Source organism: Agromyces soli, assembly GCF_022811605.1.
Taxonomy (GTDB): domain Bacteria; phylum Actinomycetota; class Actinomycetes; order Actinomycetales; family Microbacteriaceae; genus Agromyces; species Agromyces soli.
In genome coordinates, this window is sequence record NZ_CP094533.1 from 519,670 (window position 1) to 538,058 (window position 18,389).

Sequence of the window (18,389 nt, forward strand, 5' to 3'; positions counted from 1 at the left end):
TCGGGCAACTCGAGGGGGTGCGGGCGAACGCGACTCAGAAGTGGGTGCCGCCGTCGATGCGCACCTCGGTGCCGGTGATGAAGCGGCCGTCGTCGCTCGCGAGCATCGCGACGACGCTCGCGACGGTCTCGGGGCCGGCGAAGCCCTGGCCGAGCGCGGGCTGCAGCTTCATGAACAGCATCATGTCGGCGTCCTCGGGGAGGCCGGGGCCCTGGCTCTGCTTGCTCTGGCCGGAGCCGTCGGTCATGCCGGAGGAGATCGAGCCGGGCTGCACCGCGGTGAAGCGGATGCCCTGCTTCGCGTACTCCGCCGCGAGCGCGTGGGTCATCGACTGCACGCCGCCCTTGCTGGCCGCGTACGCCGCCATGTAGGGGTGCGCGAACGCGGCGGAGGTCGAGCTGAAGTTGACCACGGCGGCGCCCTCGCCCTGCAGCAGCGCGGGGATCGCCTCGCGGATGACGAGGAAGGTGCCGACGAGGTTGACGCGGATGACCTGTTCGAAGGAGTCGAGGCTCGTCTCGTGCGTGTGCGAGGAGCGCAGGATGCCGGCGGCGTTGACGAGCGCGTCGAGCCCGCCGAGCCACTCCACGGCAGCGGCGACACCGGCGCGGACGGATGCCTCCTCGGCGATGTTCATGGTGACGGTGTGCAGGCGCTCGGCGGCGTCGCCGGCCTTGGCGACCGTGTCGGCGAGCCCGGCGTCGCTGACGTCGGCGGCGACGACGCGGCCGCCCTCGGCGAGCATGCGCAGCACGGTGGCCTGTCCGATGCCGGATCCGCCGCCGGTGACGAGTGCGCGGCGACCTTCGTAGCGGTTCATGATGTTCGACCTTTCGAGTCCCAGGTGTTTCGCTACACGTTACGCCTACTTGGCATGACGTGTCATCTTGTCAAACACCGCCATGGCTCGCAGTATTTCCCGTACGCTGCCAGACGTGGAACGCACGCCGACCCTGACCGAGCGCCGCAAGGCGGCGACCCAGCTCGAGATCGCGAAGGCCGCCGCCGTGCGCTTCGCCGAGCACGGCGCCGATCAGGTCACGGCCGAGTCGATCGCGGCGGCGGCCGGGGTGTCGTTGCGCACCTTCTACCGCTACTTCCGCACGAAGGAGGACGCCGTCGGCCCGCTGCTCGCGGTCGGCGCGGTCACCTGGCAGGCGGCGCTCGCGGCCTCCGACCCCGGCGACCCGACCGCGGTCTTCCCCGAGCTCATCGCGCACGTGCTGACCCCGGTCGACGAGGCCGAGCGCGAGGCGCTGCGCTGGACGCACGGCCTGCTCCGCACCGCGGCCGACGACCCGGCGCTGCAGACCGTCTGGCACCGGGTGAACCACGACTCCGAGACGCGCCTGCGCGCGATCATCGCCGAGCTCGCCGGCGCCGGGGCGGACCCGTTCGAGGTGCGGCTGCTCGCCGCGGCCGCGACCGACGCGATCCGCCTCGGGCTCGAGGAGTGGGCCGCGGGCGACGAGGATCCCGACGGTTCCGGGGGCGTGCCCGCCGCGCTCGCCGGGCGGGCCTTCGCTCAGCTGTCGAGCGGCATCTCGCTCGGCGGCTGAGCCGGGCGGCCGTCGGCCGAGTCGGGCCCGGCCGGGCGGTGCTCGGCGCCGCCGAAGAAGCCGAGCAGTTGCGCCGCCGCGGCGTCGGCCTCCACCCCGCCGTAGACCTCGACCCGGTGGTTCAGCCGGCGATCGCGCAGCACGTCGTAGAGGGAGCCAGCGGCCCCCGCCTTCTCGTCCCAGGCGCCGAACACGACGGTCGGCACGCGCGCGGCGAGGATCGCGCCGGCGCACATCACGCAGGGCTCGAGCGTGACGACGAGGGTGCAGCCCTCGAGCCGCCACTCGCCGCGCGCGGCCGCCGCGTCGCGGAGCGCGAGCACCTCGGCGTGCGCCGTCGGATCGCCGGTCAGCTCACGCTCGTTGCGCCGCTCGGCGATGACGCGGCCCTCGGCGTCGAGCACGACGGCCCCCACCGGCACGTCGCCCGAGCTCAGGGCCTCCTCGGCGACGGCGAGCGCGCGACGCATCCACTCCCGGTGCTCCGCCCGCTCCATCCGCGCCCTCCGCTCGATCCGCTCTCGGCTGCCACGCTACCGCGCCGTAGAATCGGGGCCATGCGAGTCCACGTGGCGGATCACCCGCTCATCACCCACAAGCTGACGGTGCTCCGCGACCGCGAGACCCCCTCGCCGGTGTTCCGCTCCCTCGTCGAAGAGCTCATGACGCTCCTCGCCTACGAGGGCACCCGTGGCGTCCGCGTCACCGAGGTCGAGATCGAGACGCCCGTCGCCGTGACGACCGGCGTGCGCATCGCCGAGCCGAAGCCGCTCATCGTGCCGATCCTGCGCGCCGGGCTCGGCATGCTCGAGGGCATGGTCAAGCTGCTGCCGAGCGCCGAGGTGGGCTTCCTCGGCATGGCCCGCGACGAGGAGACGCTGCAGCCGACGACCTACGCCGAGCGCCTGCCCGACGACCTCAGCAACCGGCAGTGCTTCGTGCTCGACCCGATGCTCGCGACGGGCGGATCGCTCATCGCGGCGATCGACTTCCTGCTCGCGCGCGGCGCGACCGACGTGACCGCCATCTGCATCCTCGCCGCCCCCGAAGGCCTGAAGGCCGTCGAGGAGGCGCTGCACGGCCGCGAGGTCACCGTGGTGCTCGGCGCCGTCGACGAGCGCCTGAATGAGCAGGGCTTCATCGTGCCCGGCCTCGGCGACGCCGGCGACCGGCTCTACGGCACCGTCTGAGTCATCCCCTTCCCCTGTTCGACGACGGGCGCCTCGATCGAGGCGCCCGTCGTGCTATACGCGAAGGATCTTCGAGCAGGGGCCCGTCGCTTCGCGACCGGCTTGCAGAAGATTTTTTCTCGGCGCGCTTGATCGCCGATTCTTCGACCGTTGACCGCGGCGGGCGAGAGGGTTTCGTGGCGGCCGGATGCCGATGCACCGCGTGCGACGTCACACCCCGTCATCCACCGGTCACGAATTGACACATGCTCGCGGCTCCGATTGACTCTCCACCATGACCGACACCGCACGCACCCTGACCACCCGCGAGGTGAACAGGACTGCCGACATGATGATGTCGGCGCGTGCAGGCATGTGTTGTCGAATGTGCCGCTGACCCGCGACCTCTTCGCCGAGTCCCGCCGCCGATCCGCATCCAGATCGCCCGGACTCCTCTGAGTCGCCGCCCAGGCGCTCGCCCGGCCCACTCCGGCCAGTTCGCAGACCCCGCCGACGGGGTCGATCGCTGCACCCGCAACGCAAGGAATCCGTCATGTCGCTCGCACTCGCTTCCGCTCCCACCGCTCGCACCGCCCCCAGCATCTCGGCCGCCCCGGTCCGGGCCATCGCCGACGGCGCCCCCATCGCCCGCCTCGCCGCGCCGGCCGCCGAACTCGCCTCCCCCGCTCCCCGCGTCCGCGCCGTGCCCGAGGGCACCGAGGCCCGCGGCTTCGTGCTCTACGTCGGCATCGACGAGGGCAAGGCCACCGAGGACGGCACGACGCTGCACCGCATCGTCGAGGCGCTCCGCCGTCTGACCGCCGAGGTCGCCCCGTCCGCCGAGACCTACGCGGCCGTGGCCCTCGCCCCCGAGGGCGCCGGCGGCCGCGACGTCGACGTCGTGCGCCTCGCCCTCCAGGACCCGGCCGCGCTCGCCAAGCAGCGCGAGGCCCAGGGCGACGTGCGCGACGACAGCGACCGGCACCCCAACGGCGTCATCATCGACATCTCGCGCAAGCGCGTGCTGCTCGACGGCGAGCCCGCCGGGCTCACCTACAAGGAGTTCGAGCTGCTGCAGTACCTGGTGCTGCGCGAGGGCCGCACGATCGACCGGCACGAGCTCATCGACAGCCTCTGGAACGCCGACGACGAGGCCCCGAGCGAGCGCACCATCGACGTGCACGTGCGCCGCCTGCGCTCGAAGCTCGCCCACTACCAGGACATCGTGCGCACCGTGCGCGGCCTCGGCTACCGCTTCGACCGGCACGCCGACGTCTCGATCCGCCAGGCCTCCACGCCGAGCCCCGACGTCTTCTGAGCCCGCCGCCTCTCATCCGGCTCGCGCCGGAGGAGCTGCGCCTCCCGGGAGGATGATTCTGGCCGCGGCATCCTCCCGCGGAGCGGATCTCCTCCGCGCTCGACGGTCAGGCTGGGAGCCCGCAGAGATTTCCGAGTGGGTCTGGCGCCCGTTACCTATCTGTTATATATTCGATTTCGCACCGCTCGTTTGCTGTGGCGGGCGGTGTGGAATGTGATTGCAGGACACTCTTGGTGCAAGGGCGAGGGCCGGTCGTCAGCCTCTACGACCGGCCCTCAACCGTGTCCGGGCCCCCTATTCTGGGAAGCGCGCTTTCGCGCTGACGAAGGGAGCACCACGTGGTCGATCGGCAGCTCACCGTCGCGGCCTGGGAGTCGCTGTTCCGCGCCCAGGTGACCGTCATGCGGGCCCTGCAGCGGGACTTTCCGTCCTCGGTCGTCTCGATGAACGAGTACGACGTGCTGTTCAACATCTCTCGCGCGCCCGGCCGACGGCTGCGCTTGAAGGAGCTCAACCGCTCCGTGCTCATCACGCAGCCGAGCGTCAGCCGCCTCGTCGATCGGCTCGCCGCCCGCGGGCTGCTCGTGAAGAGCGAGGACCCGGACGACGGCCGGGGAACCATCGTCTCCCTCACCGCGGAGGGCTTCGACCTGTTCCGCCGCGTCGCGGTGGAGCACATGCAGGCCATCACCGAGCACATGGGCGCCTCGCTCGACGAGGAGGAGCTGCGCACCCTGATCCGGCTGACCAGCCGGCTGCGCCTGGGCGCAGCCGAGGCCGGCGCACCCGTGATCAGGCCCGAGGACGAGGACTGATCCGCGCGCGGGCGAATGACGGCCGAACCGCGGCACGCCGGGAACCCCGGCCGAACGGCGGGCGAATGACGGTGGGGCGGGAACCCTACCTCCCGCCCCACCGCGGCCTCCGGGGAGGCCCTCCCCGCCGAGCGACCCGAACTGAGCTCGACGAGCAACCTCCCGAGCGGGGCGCGCGAGGGCGCACCGCGGCCACCATGGCTGGCGGGCATGTCGGGTTCGGGTTCCCGACTCGGGTTTGGGTGAATCGTATCCCTGCCGCGCGCCATGTGCCGCCCCCGGAACGGGGCACAAGCCAGTGGCGCGGGCCGGTGGGAACGCCCGCCACGGCGCGGATGTCCGCGTCGCGGCGAGGCGCTCAGCGCGCTTCGGGGGCCTCCACCGGATCGACGGAGCCCGCGTACTCCGGGTGCCGCTCGAGGTAGGCGCGGATGAACGGGCACTCGGGCACGATGCGCTCGCCGCGCGCGACGGTGTCGTCGAGGGCGAAGCGGGCGAGCCGGCTGCCGATGCCCTGCCCCTCGAACTCGGGCTTCACGATCGTGTGGGTGAAGGTCGTCCGGCCTGCTTGGCGGCGGTACATCGCGAATCCGGCGACGACCCGGCCGGATCGGATCTCGTACCGCGACCGCTCGGCCACCTCGGCGAGCTCGATGTCCTCGCTCATGCGTTCCTCCGCTTCCGCTCGGCCGCGCGAAGTCGCGCGGCGCCGTCACTTCGTGCAACGCCGGGCGCCGGCAGGGATTCCCGTCGCGCGCCCGATGGCTGCCGAAGCATCCGGCTCCAGGATGCCTCAGACGAGGGCCGCGTGGTCCGGGGGGTCGTCGGCTGAGGCATCCGTGCCGGGCATGCCGAGGGGGCGGAGTCGGTCCGCACCGGTTCGCCTCGGGCCGCGGAGGCGGGCCTCGTCGTCGCGGCCGGCGGGCCGGGCGTGCGCGGCCGATCCGGCCGGGGCGAGGCGACGGCGCGGCACCGCGTGGGCGTGGGTGTGGGCGGCGACGGCGGCCGTGGCGATCCCGAGCTCGTGCTCGTTCGGCTCGGCCGAAGGGTGCGCGTGCGTCGTCGCGACGAGGGCGATGAGCCAGGCGAAGACGAGGGTGAACGCGACGATCTCGAACACGGTCAGATTGAACAGGCCCAGCACCTGGTAGGCGAACATCGCCGCGACCTCGATGCCGAGGAAGACGAAGGAGAGCACGACGAGGGTGCGCGGCATCCGCCTGGCGAAGGCCCGGACGCAGCCGGCGAGTCCGGCGAACCCGGCCGCCGCGGCGCAGGCGAAGACGTTGTGCAGCAGCGTGTCGGTGTCGATCGGCACGAGGCCGACGCCCGCGAGGCTCGCCCCGATCACGGCGATGAGGACCCGCGCGGCGCCGAGCCCGCCACGGCGGGCGGCGAATCGCGCCTCGCCGAGGGCCCGGGTGAGCGCCGGGCCGAGCACGGCCATGCCGAGTCCGGCGATCACGATGCCGACGTTGAAGCTCGCGGCGGCGAGGTCGTCGCTCGTGCCGAGGGTGCTGAAGTTCAGCGTCCACCACTCGCCGGTCGGCGTGATCGACATGGCGCCGAGGCTGCCGGCGGCCAGCAGCATGGAGACGAGGTTGAAGGTGCGGTACGCCTCGTGGCTGATCGCCTGGTGGTGGAGCCGGGCGGTGCCGACGCCGAGCACCGTGCCGAGCAGCACGCCGGCCGCCTCGTGACCGCCCGGCATCCACGCGAACGCCGGTGCCGCGAAGTGCACGGCGAGCAGCGCGATGCCGGCCCAGACCATGCCGTTCGCGATGGCCCTGGCCCGGTCGTCGAAGCCCGGCAGGCCGAAGCGCATCGCGGCGGCGAGCCGCTCCTCCGAGGCGGACACGACGAGGAGCAGCATCGCGACGGCGATCGCGCCGAGCGCGGCGACCGGCATGACGGCCGCGTCGGCGGCGCCCCAGCCGCCGAGGGCGTGGGCCTGGGCGTCGAAGCCGAGCCCGCGCCCCTCGACGCTGAGCAGCCGGGCGAAGACGATCCCGAAGGCGAGGGCGATGCCGAGCACGAAGACGCGGCGGAGGGTGCGGGAGGAGCGCAGGGCGATGGCGGCCAGCGGATCGGATGCCGCTTCCGCGACCCGCACGGACTCCGTGCGCACCGCGGGGAGCGAGGCGTTCGAACGCTCGCCGTTCAGCCGGACGTGGTTTTCACGACCGGCGCAATCCGGGGCCGCCATGCGACGCCGCAGGGAGTGTACCCGGAGTGTTGGTGCCGGGGTGGCCCCGACAAACGCACCCCTCATATCCGGACTCTCGTTCACGGGAATCAGACAAAACGAGCCTATCGGCGACCCCACGCCCGAATCGTCGAGAATCCACCCAAAACGGGGGGCAAAGTCCGAGAATCCGGGGCAGAACGGCCACCGAGCGGCGAGAATCCCGCCCATTCGCCTCGACGAACGGACGGGGACCGGAGCGGCGGGCGGGGCTCGAAACGACGATCCCGACGGCCGGCGCACGCACCGGAAGAACTGCCCGCGAAGTCTACCGCATCGTGATGATTCCTCGTGGACGCAGTCGATCGCCTGGAGCCGGGTCGGAGGCCGCGTGTGCGCGCTCTCCCGGCGGCGGCGCCAATCCCGCACCGACCCATTGCAATGAGGTTTCTTCGGGTTTAGTCTGCGGTCTCGGGGGGATCCATCATGACGCGTGCGCACGATCCGCAGACGAACAGCCTCGGCATCCGAACTCGAGCCCGGAGACCGCGCTGGCTCGCGACGATCGTCGCGATCGCGGCGCTCCTCGCCGGCGGGAGCGCGGTCACCGCCGCGAGTTCGGCGATCGGCGCCCCGGGCAGTCCCGGGATCCCCCACGCGGCGTCCGTCCCGGTCTTCGCCGAGGACTTCCAGAACCAGGTCGCCACGAACGGGATCCGCCTCCCGCAGTACACCGGCGGCCCGGCGGCGAACACCTCGACGTACGTCGCGAGCCCCGCCTGGCTGCCCGCCGGGGACCAGTGCAACGGCTGGATCCTGCGCTCCTCGACGCCGCGCAACGCCGTGGTCACCGGCGTCGACTCCGGTTGCGACGCCACCGCCTGGGCCAGGCTCCAGGGCATGGCGACGGCGATCGGGCTCTTCCGCGGCGAGACGCTGCCGGTCGCCCAGCAGAACCAGATCCTCTCCGCGTACACGAACGGCGGGTCGAACCCCGGCCCGGGCGTGCAGTTCCAGACCGCGAAGCCGATCACCACGAGCATCACGGCCGGGCATTTCTACCAGATCAGCGCCATCTACGGCGCCGTGAACTGCGTCTCCGAGGGGCCGGGCCTCGGGCGTCAGGACCCGAGCCTCACCTTCAACCTCATCCAGAACCAGACCGGCTCCGGTCCCGCGCCCGGCACCGGGACCGGCACCATCACGACCCTCGCGAGCGGGCTGAACCCGTGCACCGACCCCGCCGCGCGCATCATCACGACCGCCGGGCAGAACTACCACGTCGCGAGGCTGAACTCCCAGGGATTCCGCGCGCCCGCCGGGGTGTCGACGATCGGCATCCAGCTGTACAACGCCGCCGGCGGCTTCCGCGGCAACGACTCCGGCTTCGACGACCCGCAGATCGTCGACGCCACGCCGCAGCTCGACAAGGTGTTCTCGCCCACGACGGCCGTGGCCGGCGGCACGACGACGCTGACCTTCACGATCACGAACACCGACGAGCTCGCCGCGAAGAACGGCTGGTCGTTCACCGATACGCTGCCCGCCGGGCTCGCCTTCGCGGGCACGCCCTCGACGGACTGCCCCGCCGGCGTCGCCACGATCGACGGCACCGCGATCTCCGGCTCGGGCAACCTCGCCGCCGGCATGGCGTCCTGCACGTTCACGGTGCTGGTCACGAGCGCGACGCCGGGCACCTACACCAACGGCCCGGACAACATCGGACCGCTCGACGGGCTGCTCGAGCCCGGCGACTCCACCGTCGTGTTCACCGTCCCCGAGACTCCCGCGATCTCGCTCGTGAAGTCGGCCGACCTCGCCGATCCCTCGGAGTTCGTCGTCGATCGCACGGTCACGTACACCTTCCAGGTGACGAACTCCGGCAACGTGCCGCTGACCGCCGTCGCCGTGGCGGAGACCGCCTTCGACGGCAGCGGCACGCCGTCGGCGATCTCCTGTCCGCAGACCACGCTCGCCGTCGGAGCCGGGATGAGCTGCACCGCCACCTACGTGCTGACGCAGGAGGACATCGACCAGGGCAGCGTCACGAACACCGCGCAGGCGAGCGGTACGCCGCCGAGCGGGCCGCCCGTCACCGCCGACTCGACCGCCGTCGTCTCCGGCGACGAGACTCCCTCGATCGCCATCGTGAAGGCCGCGGATGCCTCGGGCGTGCAGCAGCCGAGCGCGGTCGGCGATCCGATCGCGTACACGGTCACCGTCACGAACACGGGCAACGTCACCCTCGTCGACGTCGAGGTGGTCGACACGCTCCTCGGCGACGGCTTGAGCTACACCTGGCCCGGCGACGACGGGGTCCTCGCACCCGGGGAGTTCGTGACCGTGACGGGCAGCCACGCCGTGACGCAGGCCGATCTCGAGGCGGGGTTCGTCACGAACACGGCGACGACGACCGGGCAGACGCAGGGCGGCACACCCGTCGAGGCCGGTCCCGCGACGACGACGACGCCGCTCACGCAGGCGCCGAGCCTGCTGCTCGGCAAGGAGGCGACGCCCGACTTCGCTTCGCCGCCGAGGGTCGGCGACCTCATCGCCTACGACTTCACGATCGAGAACACGGGCAACCTTCGGCTCGAGAACGTCTCCATCACCGACCGGCTGAGCGGGATCACCGCGATCTCGTACACCTGGCCGGGCGACCCCGGCGTGCTCGAACCCGGCGACGTCGCCACGGGAACCGCGAGCTACGCGATCACGCAGGCCGACATCGACGCGGGCGGCGTGATCAACCAGGCCGTCGCGAACGGCACGACCACGAGCGGGGCGAACACGCCGTCGAACGAGGTCGAGACGGAGACGCCGATCGATCGCAGCGACGCGATCGCCCTGACGAAGACGGCGGATGCCTCGGGCCTCGGCTCGCCGGCGGAGCCGGGCGACCCGATCGTCTACCACTTCGTGGTCACGAACACGGGCAACACCACCCTGACCGGGGTGAGCATCGCCGAGGAGCTGCCGGGGGTGAGCGCGCTGAGCTACACCTGGCCCGGCGCCGACGGGGTGCTGCGCCCCGGCCAGTTCGCCGTGGCGAGCGCGAGCTACCCGGTCGCGCAGGCGGACCTCGACGCCGGCGAGGTGACGAACCGGGCGACCGCGACGGGCACCGGTCCCGACGAGGAGGAGGTCGAGTCGCCGCCCGCGACGACCACGACCCCGCTCGACGAGGCTGCGCGGATCACGCTCGTGAAGTCGGCGAGCCCGAGCGACGCGGCGAGCTTCACCGTCGGCCAGGTCATCACCTACTCCTTCGTCGTGACGAACACCGGCAACGTGACCGTCACCGGGCTCGCGATCGTCGAGGACGCGTTCTCGGGCAGCGGCCCGGAGAACCCGATCACCTGCCCGAGCGCGCCGCTGCCGCCCGGCCGGCAGGCGACGTGCACGACGACGTACACGCTGACCCAGGCCGATGTCGACGCCGGTCAGCTCGCGAACACGGCGCGCGCGACCGGTGAGGCCGGCGGAGAACCCGTCGAGTCGAACCCCTCCTCGACGGTGATCCCGGCGCTGCAGAGCCCGGCGCTCTCGCTCGTGAAGTCGGCCGACGTCGAGCGCGTGACCGCGGTGGGCCAGGTCATCTCGTACACATTCCGCGTGACCAACATCGGCAACGTCACCCTGCGGACGGTCGAGGTCGTCGAGACGGACTTCTCCGGAGCCGGCACGGCACCGCTCGTCACCTGCCCGAGCACCGCCGCCGAGCTGCTGCCCGGGGCGTTCGTCGACTGCGAGGCGAGCTACACCGCCGTGGCCGCCGACCTCACCGGGGCCGCGATCGAGAACACCGCCGTCGCGACGGGCAACGCGCCCGACGAGTCGCCCGTCGAGTCGCCGCCCTCCTCGGCGTCCGTCGACACCGTGACGCCGACGCCCACGCCCACGCCGGTGCCGCCGAAGCCGGGACCGCCGCTCGCGGGCACCGGCTGGGAGCCGCCCGTCGGGGCGATCCTGATCGCGCTGCTGCTGACGGCGGCGGGGGCCGCGGCGCTGCTGCTCGCGCGGCGTCAGCCGACCGGCCGGCACCGCTGACGACTCGGGGGACGGGGCCGGGCGGCGGGGAGCCCCGGCCCCGACTCCCCCGAGCCGTGACCGTCAGCCCTGGGCGCGGCGCCTGCGGCGGCGGACGAGCAGGACGCCAGCCAGGATGAGCGCCCCGGAGATCCCGGCGGCGAGGCCCAGTTCGACGCCGGTGTGCGCCAGGATGTCTCGGGCCGAGAGGGGTCCATCGGGCTCGGCCGAGGGGCTCGGCGCGTCAGCGGGCGGCGTCGTCGACGGCGTCGTCGTCGTCGCGGGAGGGGTGGCCGGAGGCGTCGCAGGAGGGGTGGCCGGTACGACCACCGGAGTGGTCGTACCGCACGCGCCATCGCTCTCGCACGCCCCGCCGGGGCCGGCGGCGACGGTGTTCCGCAGCGCGCCGTCCCCGAGCTCGGGCGCGCCGGCGACCGTGACGGAGTAGACGACATCCACGCTGCCCCCGATGGGCAGCGGTCCGGACCAGCTCAGGACCCCGCCGTCGACGGACGCACCGGCGCTCGCATCCCCGTTGTAGCTCGCGTCGTCGAGCACGCCGGACAGCTCGTCGGTGAAGGACGCGGGCGCGTCAGCCGTGTAGGCGACGCCGCCGGTGTTCACGACCCGCACGGTGTACGTCACGACGGCCCCCGGCTCGACCGCGGCCGAGGCATCCACCGACTTCGTCACGCTGAAGGCCGCCACCGCCACCGGCGGGGCGGTCGGCGTGAAGGAGCTGTCGACGGTGGCCTCGTTGTTGCTCGGATCGAGATCGGCGTCGTTCGGGATGACGGCCGCCGTGTTCGTGATCGTGCGCGGAACGGTGGCGTCGGCGGTGACCATGCCGGTGACGTCGATCCGGAACTGCGCGCCGGGCGGGAGGACGCCCGCCGTGCAGCTCAACAGGCTCGTGGCGTCGACGGCGCATTGATCCGGGGTCGGCTGCTGCGCCAGCGGATCGCCGTGCGCATCCACCGCGGCGATCTCCGAGACGCGCACGGTGCCCGGCTGGACCTCGCTCGCCGGCAGCCGATCGACGACGGTGAAGCCGGAGGCGGCGATCGCGCTGTGGTTCGTGACGAGGAGGGTCCAGCTCAGCTCGGCACCGGGCAGGAAGGGGTCCGCGGACACCGACTTCGCGATGCCGAGGTCCACCGCCTCCCCGCGGTACGCCGCGCCGTCGTTGTTCACGCTCTTCGGTCCGGCGACGCGCGAGACCACCGTGAAGACGGGAGCGTCCGAGCCCGGGTCCTCGATGTGCAGCTGCGTGATCCGACCGGTGACGTTGTCCGAGAGGCCGAGGTTCCCGTTCCCGTACGTCCACTGTGCCCCGTGCTGGTCGGCCGGGATCTTCAGCGAGGCGAGCGACCAGGACGCGGTCGCACCGGTGGCCGGGTCGATGCGATACATCCGCTGCCCCTCACCGTGGTACGCCCAGAGGAACCCGTCCGCCCAGGTGAAGTCCGCCACGTTCGGCACCGACCTCGAGAGCGTCAGACTCGTCGCCGTCCGCGCCGCGACGTCCACCCGCCAGAGCCGCGTGCCGGGTGCCGAGTCGCGGACGAACAGGGTGCTCGACCACGCCCCAGCACCGAACGCGCCCTGGTTGTAGTCCCCGATCGGCAGCCCGGCCACCGGGCCGAGGTCGACCGGGACCCCGCCCTGCCCGATGCGAAACAGTCGACGACTGTCGGGCTGCGCCATGGCGTACAGGTAGTGGTCGTTCTCGTTGAATCCCATCGCGTTGTAGCGCTTGCTCGACGCCGGCCCCTCAGGGGCGAACGCGACGGTCCCCGAGGCATCCGGCTTGGCCTCGGAGAGCGTCGTCGCGGTCGCGCCCTGCGCGACGAAGACGAGCGACGGCCCCGAGGGGAACGGGTCGCCGACGGCGGCGTTCGCCGGAGCGGCACCGGCAGCACCGCCGGCCGCACCGAGCGCGAACGCCAGGGCGACGGCCGATCGCCATCGGGTTGGGCGGCGAGGGAGCCGCGAGTTCGACTGGGCGGCGACGCGACGAGCGGACGCGAGACGGGTGGGCATGTCGATCCTTCGGGTGGCTGGAGCCGGGCGGAGTCGGGGGTGCGGAGGACCCGATCAGGACACCGGGCCCTCCGCTCACGGTCGGACATCGGGGCCGCCGACCGCGCCGGGAGCGAAGCTACGGGAGGGAGCCCCCGCGCACAGCGGGATCGCCGACGCTTCAGTGCCCGCGCACGGCGATTCTCAGTAGTCCGTCGATCGCGCTCCGAGGTGCGCGCGGGTCGCGGCATCCCTGCTCCGCCCCGCAACGGACTCGCGACGACCACCGCTCGCATCGCGCCGGCTACTGAAAGGCGGACGCCGGAAGTACGCAACGACCCCCCGGCCGCGGTGGGCGCGGCCGTCGCGGCCTAGCGTCGGTCCCGCCTGCCGTCCCCGCCGGCCCGCCATGGGCGGGCGGCCCGCACTGGGAGATCACCTTGGCCGTCGTTCCGCTGCTCACCTTCACCGATGAATGCACCCAGGCGATCGAGACGTACGTCGCCGCGTTCGACGCGGAGATCGACCGCCTCGTGCGCTTCCGGGACGCCCCCGACTGGACGCGCCCGCGATTCGGCCGGCGGGTGATGCTCGCCGAACTCACCGTCGCCGGGCACCGGATCCGAATGTCGGACGCCCTCACCGACCTGCCGATCGCCACCGGCACCCGGCTCATCATCCGGGTCGAGCTCGGTGACGCGCAGCTCCACCAGGCCGCCGCCGTGCTCGGCGAGGGAGGCACCCTGCTCACCGAGGTGACCCCGACCGGGCCGGGCAGCAGCTACGCGATCATCGAGGACCGCTTCGGCGTCGTGTGGGAGCTCGCGAGCCTCCGTGAGACCTGACTACTGAGCCGGCGCGGCCCACCACCGTATTTCCCCGCGAGCCGTCCGGAGCCTCGGCCGAACGGCGGGTTCCCCGCGTCCGCACGACGGAGACTGTGCGGCATGCCCCGACCCCCCTTCGTGCTCCCCCACGTAGAGACCTTCGTCGACCCGAAGACCGGTGAGGCGATCCTGCTGCGCTGCGACTGCCCGATCGGCCGCGACCACGACTACGCGGAGTGGTGCCGTGCCCGCGATCGCCGCCGCGCGCTCGCCCGAAGCCGCACCCGATGACTTGCCGACGCCTCTTCCCCGCCGAGCTGCCCCCGCCGTACGATGCAGGCACGGCGCTCCGGGGGGACGCTTCCCGGACGGAGGGGAGTCGATGGTGAGCACCCGCGATCAGCTGTTCGCGCAAGCCGTCGAGATGATCACGCAGGGGGCGTGCGTCGACATCGTCGGCGCGCGCGGCAGCGGTCGGACGAGGTTCGCGGAGCGGCTGCGGAACCACTTCGCGAATCGCTCCTGGCGCGTCATCGACGTGCGCGCGGTCGCCTCCCTTCGCGGCTTCCCGATGATGGCGCTCGCTCTCGCGGGCGTCGAGGCGGCGAAGGACAGCCGCCCGTCCGCCATCCCAGCGGTCGTGCAAGAACTGTCCGAGCGGCTGCAGGCGAACGACTCGCTGCTCATCGTCGACGACTGGGACGACCTCGACGAGGTGAGCTGGGGCATCATCTGCGCCGTGCAACGACGACGACGCCTCCCTGTGGTCATCATCCGGCTGCAGGGACGGGACGCCCGGCACTCACCCACCGGCATCCGCTCCTCCACGATCGAGACGAGCTTCACCCTCGAACTCCCCCAGCTGCGCTACGACGAGCTCGAGCTGGCGATCTCCGAGCGCCTAGGCGCGCCCGTCGATGCAGCGACCCTGTCCCGCGTCTACGCGAAGTCGGGGGGCAACGTCGGACTCGCGTTCGCGCTCGTCGACGCGGCGTCCCGCGAGGGCGCGCTCGAAGCCCGCGACGGCGTCTGGGTCGCGACGCACGACCTCTGGTCGCCGTCGCTCTCGACCCTCGTCGAGGTGCAGCTGGAAGGGTTGGAGCCGGCGCAGCTCGATCTGCTCGAAATGCTGTCGATGCTCGGCGTCGTGGATGCGGCCAGCATCGCGCACCTCTCCTCGGCCGCGCACCTCGAGGCGCTCGAGCAGCTCGGGCTCGTCGAGCTGCTCTCTTCCGGCTCCCGGCTGCTCATCAACGTGCAACCGCCGCTCCTCGTCGAGTACTTCCGGCACACTCCCCGGCCGGCCCGCCGGTTGCGCCTCTCCCGCGCGATCGAGGAGACCCTCGACCCCGAGAACACCCTGCGCTTCGGCGACGCGCCGATCACGGCGTTCGACGACGACCACAGCGCGCAGTTCATCCGGCTCGTGCACGAGCAGCAGCGCACCCGCACGCTCGTGGCGCGCAACGAGTGGGCGCAGGCGCAGACGCCCGAAGCGGCGGTCAACTATCTGGAGACGCTGCTCGAGGCACCGAGTATGCCCGCCGAGATCGACGCGCTGCTGCAGGCTCGGCCATCGTTCGCCGGGTCGGAGGAGGCGCACGCGCGCTGGTGCGCGGCCGAAGCCGACGATCTGGCGTACACCCGGCATCAGCCCGAGCGGGCGCTGGAACGGCTCCGCGCGACCGCGGGCGAGCTGCCCGAGTACGGGCCGTTCCTCCTCGCGCGCGCCGTCGAACTCGAGATCGACCAGCTCGGCGACCCCGACCTCTCGGTGCTGCCCGACCCGTTCCACCCCGAGCTGCCCGGCGAGGTCGCGGTCGCCGTGCATCGCGCACTCGCCTACGTCGCGACCTGTCACGGGCGGCTCGACGACTCGGACCGGCACCTCGCCGCCATCAGGGTACTGAACGGCCCGGTCCTGGACCTGCGCACCTCAGTGGTCGCGCTCAGCAACCTCATCGCCCGCGGCGACACCTCCACGGCAGCGCGGCACGCCATCCGCTCCCTCGACGAGTCGCGCGCGCGGTTCGACCCGCTCGGGATGCGCGGCTTCGGCGCGGTCGCCGTATTCTGCGCGGTGATCGACGGCCGCTACGGGGATGCGGAGGACCTGCTGGAGGTCGTCTCGATCCTCGGCGAGCCGCTCGGCCGGCCGCCCTTCGCCCATCTCTCGCTCACGATCATGTCGAGCGTCGTCGCCTCGCGGCGCGGTCAGCGGAAGCTGGCCGAGGCGCGCAACGCGGAGTTCGAGCGCATCCCGCTGGCCGACGGCCCCCTCCCCAGCCAGGCGCGCGGCTGGGCGCGGATGCAGACCGCCGCCAGCAGCGGCGACCAGGCGCGCGCTGCCGAGCTCACGCTCGAGAGCGCGAACCAGCTCTGGGCGCGCGGGGCGCGTCTGGCCGCCGCGATGGCGCTGACCACCGTCGTCGAGCTCGAGCCGAGCGTCGAGCGACTGGCCGAGGTTCGCGAGCGGATCAGCGCAGTCGAGGGCGGGCTCGTCGGCGATCAGCTCCGCTATCTCACGGCGCTCGTCGCGCAGGACCCGGTGAAGCTCGCGGAGGCGGGCGCCGTGTTCGAGCGAGAGGGACGGTTCGGGCTCGCGCTCGCAGCCATGGCCCGGGCGGCGACGCTGCACCGCGCGAACGGCGAGGCGGAGGCCGCCGCAGAGCTGACGGCGCGCCACGAACAGCTCCGCAAGTCGCTCGTCCCCGGCAGCTACGACGCGACCCGGTTCCGCGCCCTCTTCGTCGAGCTCACCGAACGTGAGCGCGAGATCGCCCGGCTGGCGGCGTCCGGGCTGAGCAATCAGCAGATCGCGGACGAGCTCGTGCTGTCCGTGCGCACGGTGGAGAGCCATCTGCACCGAGTCATGCGCAAGACCGGTGCCGAACGGCGCAGCCACCTCCGCGACTACCTCGAGCGAGCGGATCTGCTCCGCTGAAGGCGTCCACGGGGCGTAGCGCCCGACCGCTCGCCGCGTGGGCCCCGCCCCGAGGCCGGGTACTCAGCCCGACCGGATCGTGCCCCTGCCCAGGCGCAGATGAGAGCCGCGTCCGCCGCAGACCGACCCGATCGGTCCGCGGCGGACGCGGAGCGCGCCGCCGAAGCCGACGCGCAGCCCGCCCGGTGGACCCGATCGGCGGACGACGGACCCGAGGCCGTCTCGCGCCGCGACGATGCGCGACGGCGGGGAACCGGCCCGACCGGTTCCGCGCAGCACCACGCTAGTTCGGGGGCGACGACGTCTCGGACGCTCGGGCGTCGTTTGCGTGGCCTCGGACACCGGAGCAGTACCGGGACGAAGGCGACTCCGAGGCGCGGACCGTCGGGCGGCGTACCCGATTTGCGGACGACGAGCCCCGGATCGGGCTCCAAGGCGCGAGGATGGGAGGACGAAGAACGAGAGGCGCGACGCAGAAGCCATGACCCAGCACGCGAGCACATCCCCCGTCCGATGGTGGCTGGCGGCCGCCGGCGCCAGCGCGCTGCTGGCCGTCGTCGCCGGCCTGATGACCGCGGGCGTGGGCATGCCGCGCCTCCCGGCGAACATCCGGGTCGACGCCCCGGAGGTCCTCCACGTCACCGACGCGTCCGGGGCCTCCGCGGAGCTCCGGCTGATCAACGACGTCCAGCCGCGCGTCGACCCGCAGATGTTCGAGATCGACGTGATCGACGGGACCCCCCACGTCCCCGCGGAGCTGCCCGTCGACCCCGACACCGGCATGCTCATGGCGGGCGAGGCGCCGCCCGAGTCGCGGCAGCTTCGCGGTCAGGGCCTCGACGAGACCGGTGAGCTCCGCGACTTCTTCGATCCCATCGGCTCGTACGTGCTGATCGACGACGGCGAGGGCGCGGTGCTCCCCGAGGAGCCCGGCGCGTTCGGCGACCGCAGTGCGGCCATGGGCACCTCCGGGGTCGTGCTCGAGGTCGACGACTCCGCCGCCTCGCGCCTGTTCCCCGCCTACAACTGGACCGTCCGCGACGAATCCGGCGCCGAGGCGGAGGCCCCGGCCTGGGACGTGCAGTTCGACCTCGCCGCCGCGCACGAGCAGGGCCGCACGAACCTGCCCCTGCCGCTCGGCTGGTACGCCTCGCCCGTCGGGAAGGGGCTCGACGCCGCCGCCCCGTGGCTGCTCGGCGGATTCGTCCTGGTGACCGTCGTCAGCCTGGCGATGGCCGGGTGGACGCGTGCGCGGAACCGTCGGGCGGCCGAGGCGGCCTGGGTCGACCCGGAGGCGTAGAACGACGAAGCGGCCCCGTCTTCCGACGGGGCCGCTTCCGTGGTGCGCCCGGAGGGACTCGAACCCCCAACCTTCTGATCCGTAGTCAGATGCTCTATCCATTGAGCTACGGGCGCATCAGATGCCGCCTGGCGCAGGCTCTGCGATCAGGCAACCACGTCACTCTATCCCACGGCCGACGCGATTGCGAATCGAGCGCCGCGCCCTGCCCATCCGCCGCT

At 72.6% G+C, this 18,389-nt stretch carries 14 protein-coding genes and 1 tRNA gene; 9 read left to right on the forward strand and 6 right to left on the reverse strand.

The annotated features are described in order from the left end of the window. Nucleotides 1-34 precede the first annotated feature (34 nt). Nucleotides 35-820, reverse strand: a complete 786-nt coding sequence (locus tag MTP13_RS02490) for an SDR family NAD(P)-dependent oxidoreductase (protein ID WP_243569481.1) — start codon at nt 818-820, stop codon at nt 35-37. Between the two features lie 115 nt (nt 821-935). On the opposite strand from MTP13_RS02490, the gene MTP13_RS02495 reads away from it, so the two are divergent. After that, nucleotides 936-1,559: a TetR family transcriptional regulator gene (locus tag MTP13_RS02495; RefSeq protein ID WP_243569482.1), complete on the forward strand. Its 624-nt coding sequence runs from the start codon at nt 936-938 to the stop codon at nt 1,557-1,559. Here MTP13_RS02495 and tadA read toward each other — a convergent pair. Continuing rightward, entirely contained in the window at nt 1,526-2,056 is a 531-nt protein-coding gene (gene tadA, locus MTP13_RS02500) for a tRNA adenosine(34) deaminase TadA (protein WP_279399757.1), read from the reverse strand. The two genes, MTP13_RS02495 and tadA, sit on opposite strands and share 34 nt — an antisense overlap. A gap of 60 nt (nt 2,057-2,116) precedes the next feature. Between tadA and upp the strand changes: the two genes are divergently transcribed. The 3 genes from upp (at nt 2,117) to MTP13_RS02515 (ending at nt 4,861) form a co-directional block, all read left to right on the forward strand. Next, nucleotides 2,117-2,749 (forward strand): uracil phosphoribosyltransferase, encoded by a 633-nt coding sequence (gene upp / locus MTP13_RS02505; protein WP_243569483.1) that lies wholly within the window; start codon nt 2,117-2,119, stop codon nt 2,747-2,749. Between the two features lie 532 nt (nt 2,750-3,281). Continuing rightward, complete coding sequence (locus tag MTP13_RS02510) at nt 3,282-4,046, forward strand: winged helix-turn-helix domain-containing protein (protein ID WP_243569484.1); 765 nt, start codon at nt 3,282-3,284, stop codon at nt 4,044-4,046. Nucleotides 4,047-4,384: 338 nt separating this feature from the next. After that, nucleotides 4,385-4,861, forward strand: a complete 477-nt coding sequence (locus tag MTP13_RS02515; RefSeq protein WP_243569485.1) for a MarR family winged helix-turn-helix transcriptional regulator — start codon at nt 4,385-4,387, stop codon at nt 4,859-4,861. 358 nt (nt 4,862-5,219) lie between these two features. Here the strand turns inward: MTP13_RS02515 and MTP13_RS02520 are convergent, their stop codons facing one another. Both MTP13_RS02520 and MTP13_RS02525 read right to left on the reverse strand, forming a co-directional pair. Then, nucleotides 5,220-5,528, reverse strand: a complete 309-nt coding sequence (locus MTP13_RS02520) for a GNAT family N-acetyltransferase (protein WP_243569486.1) — start codon at nt 5,526-5,528, stop codon at nt 5,220-5,222. 126 nt (nt 5,529-5,654) lie between these two features. Continuing rightward, nucleotides 5,655-7,067: a hypothetical protein gene (locus MTP13_RS02525; RefSeq protein ID WP_243569487.1), complete on the reverse strand. Its 1,413-nt coding sequence runs from the start codon at nt 7,065-7,067 to the stop codon at nt 5,655-5,657. Between the two features lie 465 nt (nt 7,068-7,532). Here MTP13_RS02525 and MTP13_RS02530 point away from each other — a divergent pair, with 465 nt between their 5' ends. After that, nucleotides 7,533-11,096 (forward strand): DUF7507 domain-containing protein, encoded by a 3,564-nt coding sequence (locus MTP13_RS02530; protein ID WP_243569488.1) that lies wholly within the window; start codon nt 7,533-7,535, stop codon nt 11,094-11,096. A 63-nt stretch (nt 11,097-11,159) separates the two neighbouring features. Here MTP13_RS02530 and MTP13_RS02535 read toward each other — a convergent pair whose 3' ends face one another. Then, entirely contained in the window at nt 11,160-13,118 is a 1,959-nt protein-coding gene (locus MTP13_RS02535; protein WP_243569489.1) for a DUF11 domain-containing protein, read from the reverse strand. A gap of 419 nt (nt 13,119-13,537) precedes the next feature. On the opposite strand from MTP13_RS02535, the gene MTP13_RS02540 reads away from it, so the two are divergent. From MTP13_RS02540 to MTP13_RS02555, 4 genes are all read left to right on the forward strand, one after another. Beyond that, entirely contained in the window at nt 13,538-13,942 is a 405-nt protein-coding gene (locus MTP13_RS02540) for a VOC family protein (RefSeq protein WP_243569490.1), read from the forward strand. A 102-nt stretch (nt 13,943-14,044) separates the two neighbouring features. Next, on the forward strand, nt 14,045-14,215 hold the full coding sequence (locus MTP13_RS02545; RefSeq protein WP_243569491.1) for a hypothetical protein: 171 nt from the start codon (nt 14,045-14,047) through the stop codon (nt 14,213-14,215). Nucleotides 14,216-14,306: 91 nt separating this feature from the next. Next, the gene (locus MTP13_RS02550; protein ID WP_243569492.1) at nt 14,307-16,868 is read left to right on the forward strand and encodes a helix-turn-helix transcriptional regulator; all 2,562 of its coding nucleotides are present in this window, start codon (nt 14,307-14,309) and stop codon (nt 16,866-16,868) included. 481 nt (nt 16,869-17,349) lie between these two features. After that, nucleotides 17,350-18,168: a hypothetical protein gene (locus MTP13_RS02555; RefSeq protein ID WP_243569493.1), complete on the forward strand. Its 819-nt coding sequence runs from the start codon at nt 17,350-17,352 to the stop codon at nt 18,166-18,168. 40 nt (nt 18,169-18,208) lie between these two features. On the opposite strand, the gene MTP13_RS02560 is transcribed toward MTP13_RS02555, so the two are convergent. Continuing rightward, nucleotides 18,209-18,284: transfer RNA gene (locus tag MTP13_RS02560), tRNA-Arg, on the reverse strand. Nucleotides 18,285-18,389 lie beyond the last annotated feature (105 nt).

Bases quoted from the DNA above. Each gene is read 5' to 3' on its own strand.
- MTP13_RS02490 (WP_243569481.1), bottom strand. From the start codon at position 820: ATGAACCGCTACGAAGGTCGCCGCGCACTCGTCACCGGCGGCGGATCC.
- tadA (WP_279399757.1), bottom strand. From the start codon at position 2,056: ATGGAGCGGGCGGAGCACCGGGAGTGGATGCGTCGCGCGCTCGCCGTC.
- upp (WP_243569483.1), top strand. From the start codon at position 2,117: ATGCGAGTCCACGTGGCGGATCACCCGCTCATCACCCACAAGCTGACG.
- MTP13_RS02510 (WP_243569484.1), top strand. From the start codon at position 3,282: ATGTCGCTCGCACTCGCTTCCGCTCCCACCGCTCGCACCGCCCCCAGC.
- MTP13_RS02520 (WP_243569486.1), bottom strand. From the start codon at position 5,528: ATGAGCGAGGACATCGAGCTCGCCGAGGTGGCCGAGCGGTCGCGGTAC.
- MTP13_RS02525 (WP_243569487.1), bottom strand. From the start codon at position 7,067: ATGGCGGCCCCGGATTGCGCCGGTCGTGAAAACCACGTCCGGCTGAAC.
- MTP13_RS02530 (WP_243569488.1), top strand. From the start codon at position 7,533: ATGACGCGTGCGCACGATCCGCAGACGAACAGCCTCGGCATCCGAACT.
- MTP13_RS02535 (WP_243569489.1), bottom strand. From the start codon at position 13,118: ATGCCCACCCGTCTCGCGTCCGCTCGTCGCGTCGCCGCCCAGTCGAAC.
- MTP13_RS02545 (WP_243569491.1), top strand. From the start codon at position 14,045: ATGCCCCGACCCCCCTTCGTGCTCCCCCACGTAGAGACCTTCGTCGAC.
- MTP13_RS02550 (WP_243569492.1), top strand. From the start codon at position 14,307: ATGGTGAGCACCCGCGATCAGCTGTTCGCGCAAGCCGTCGAGATGATC.
- MTP13_RS02555 (WP_243569493.1), top strand. From the start codon at position 17,350: ATGACCCAGCACGCGAGCACATCCCCCGTCCGATGGTGGCTGGCGGCC.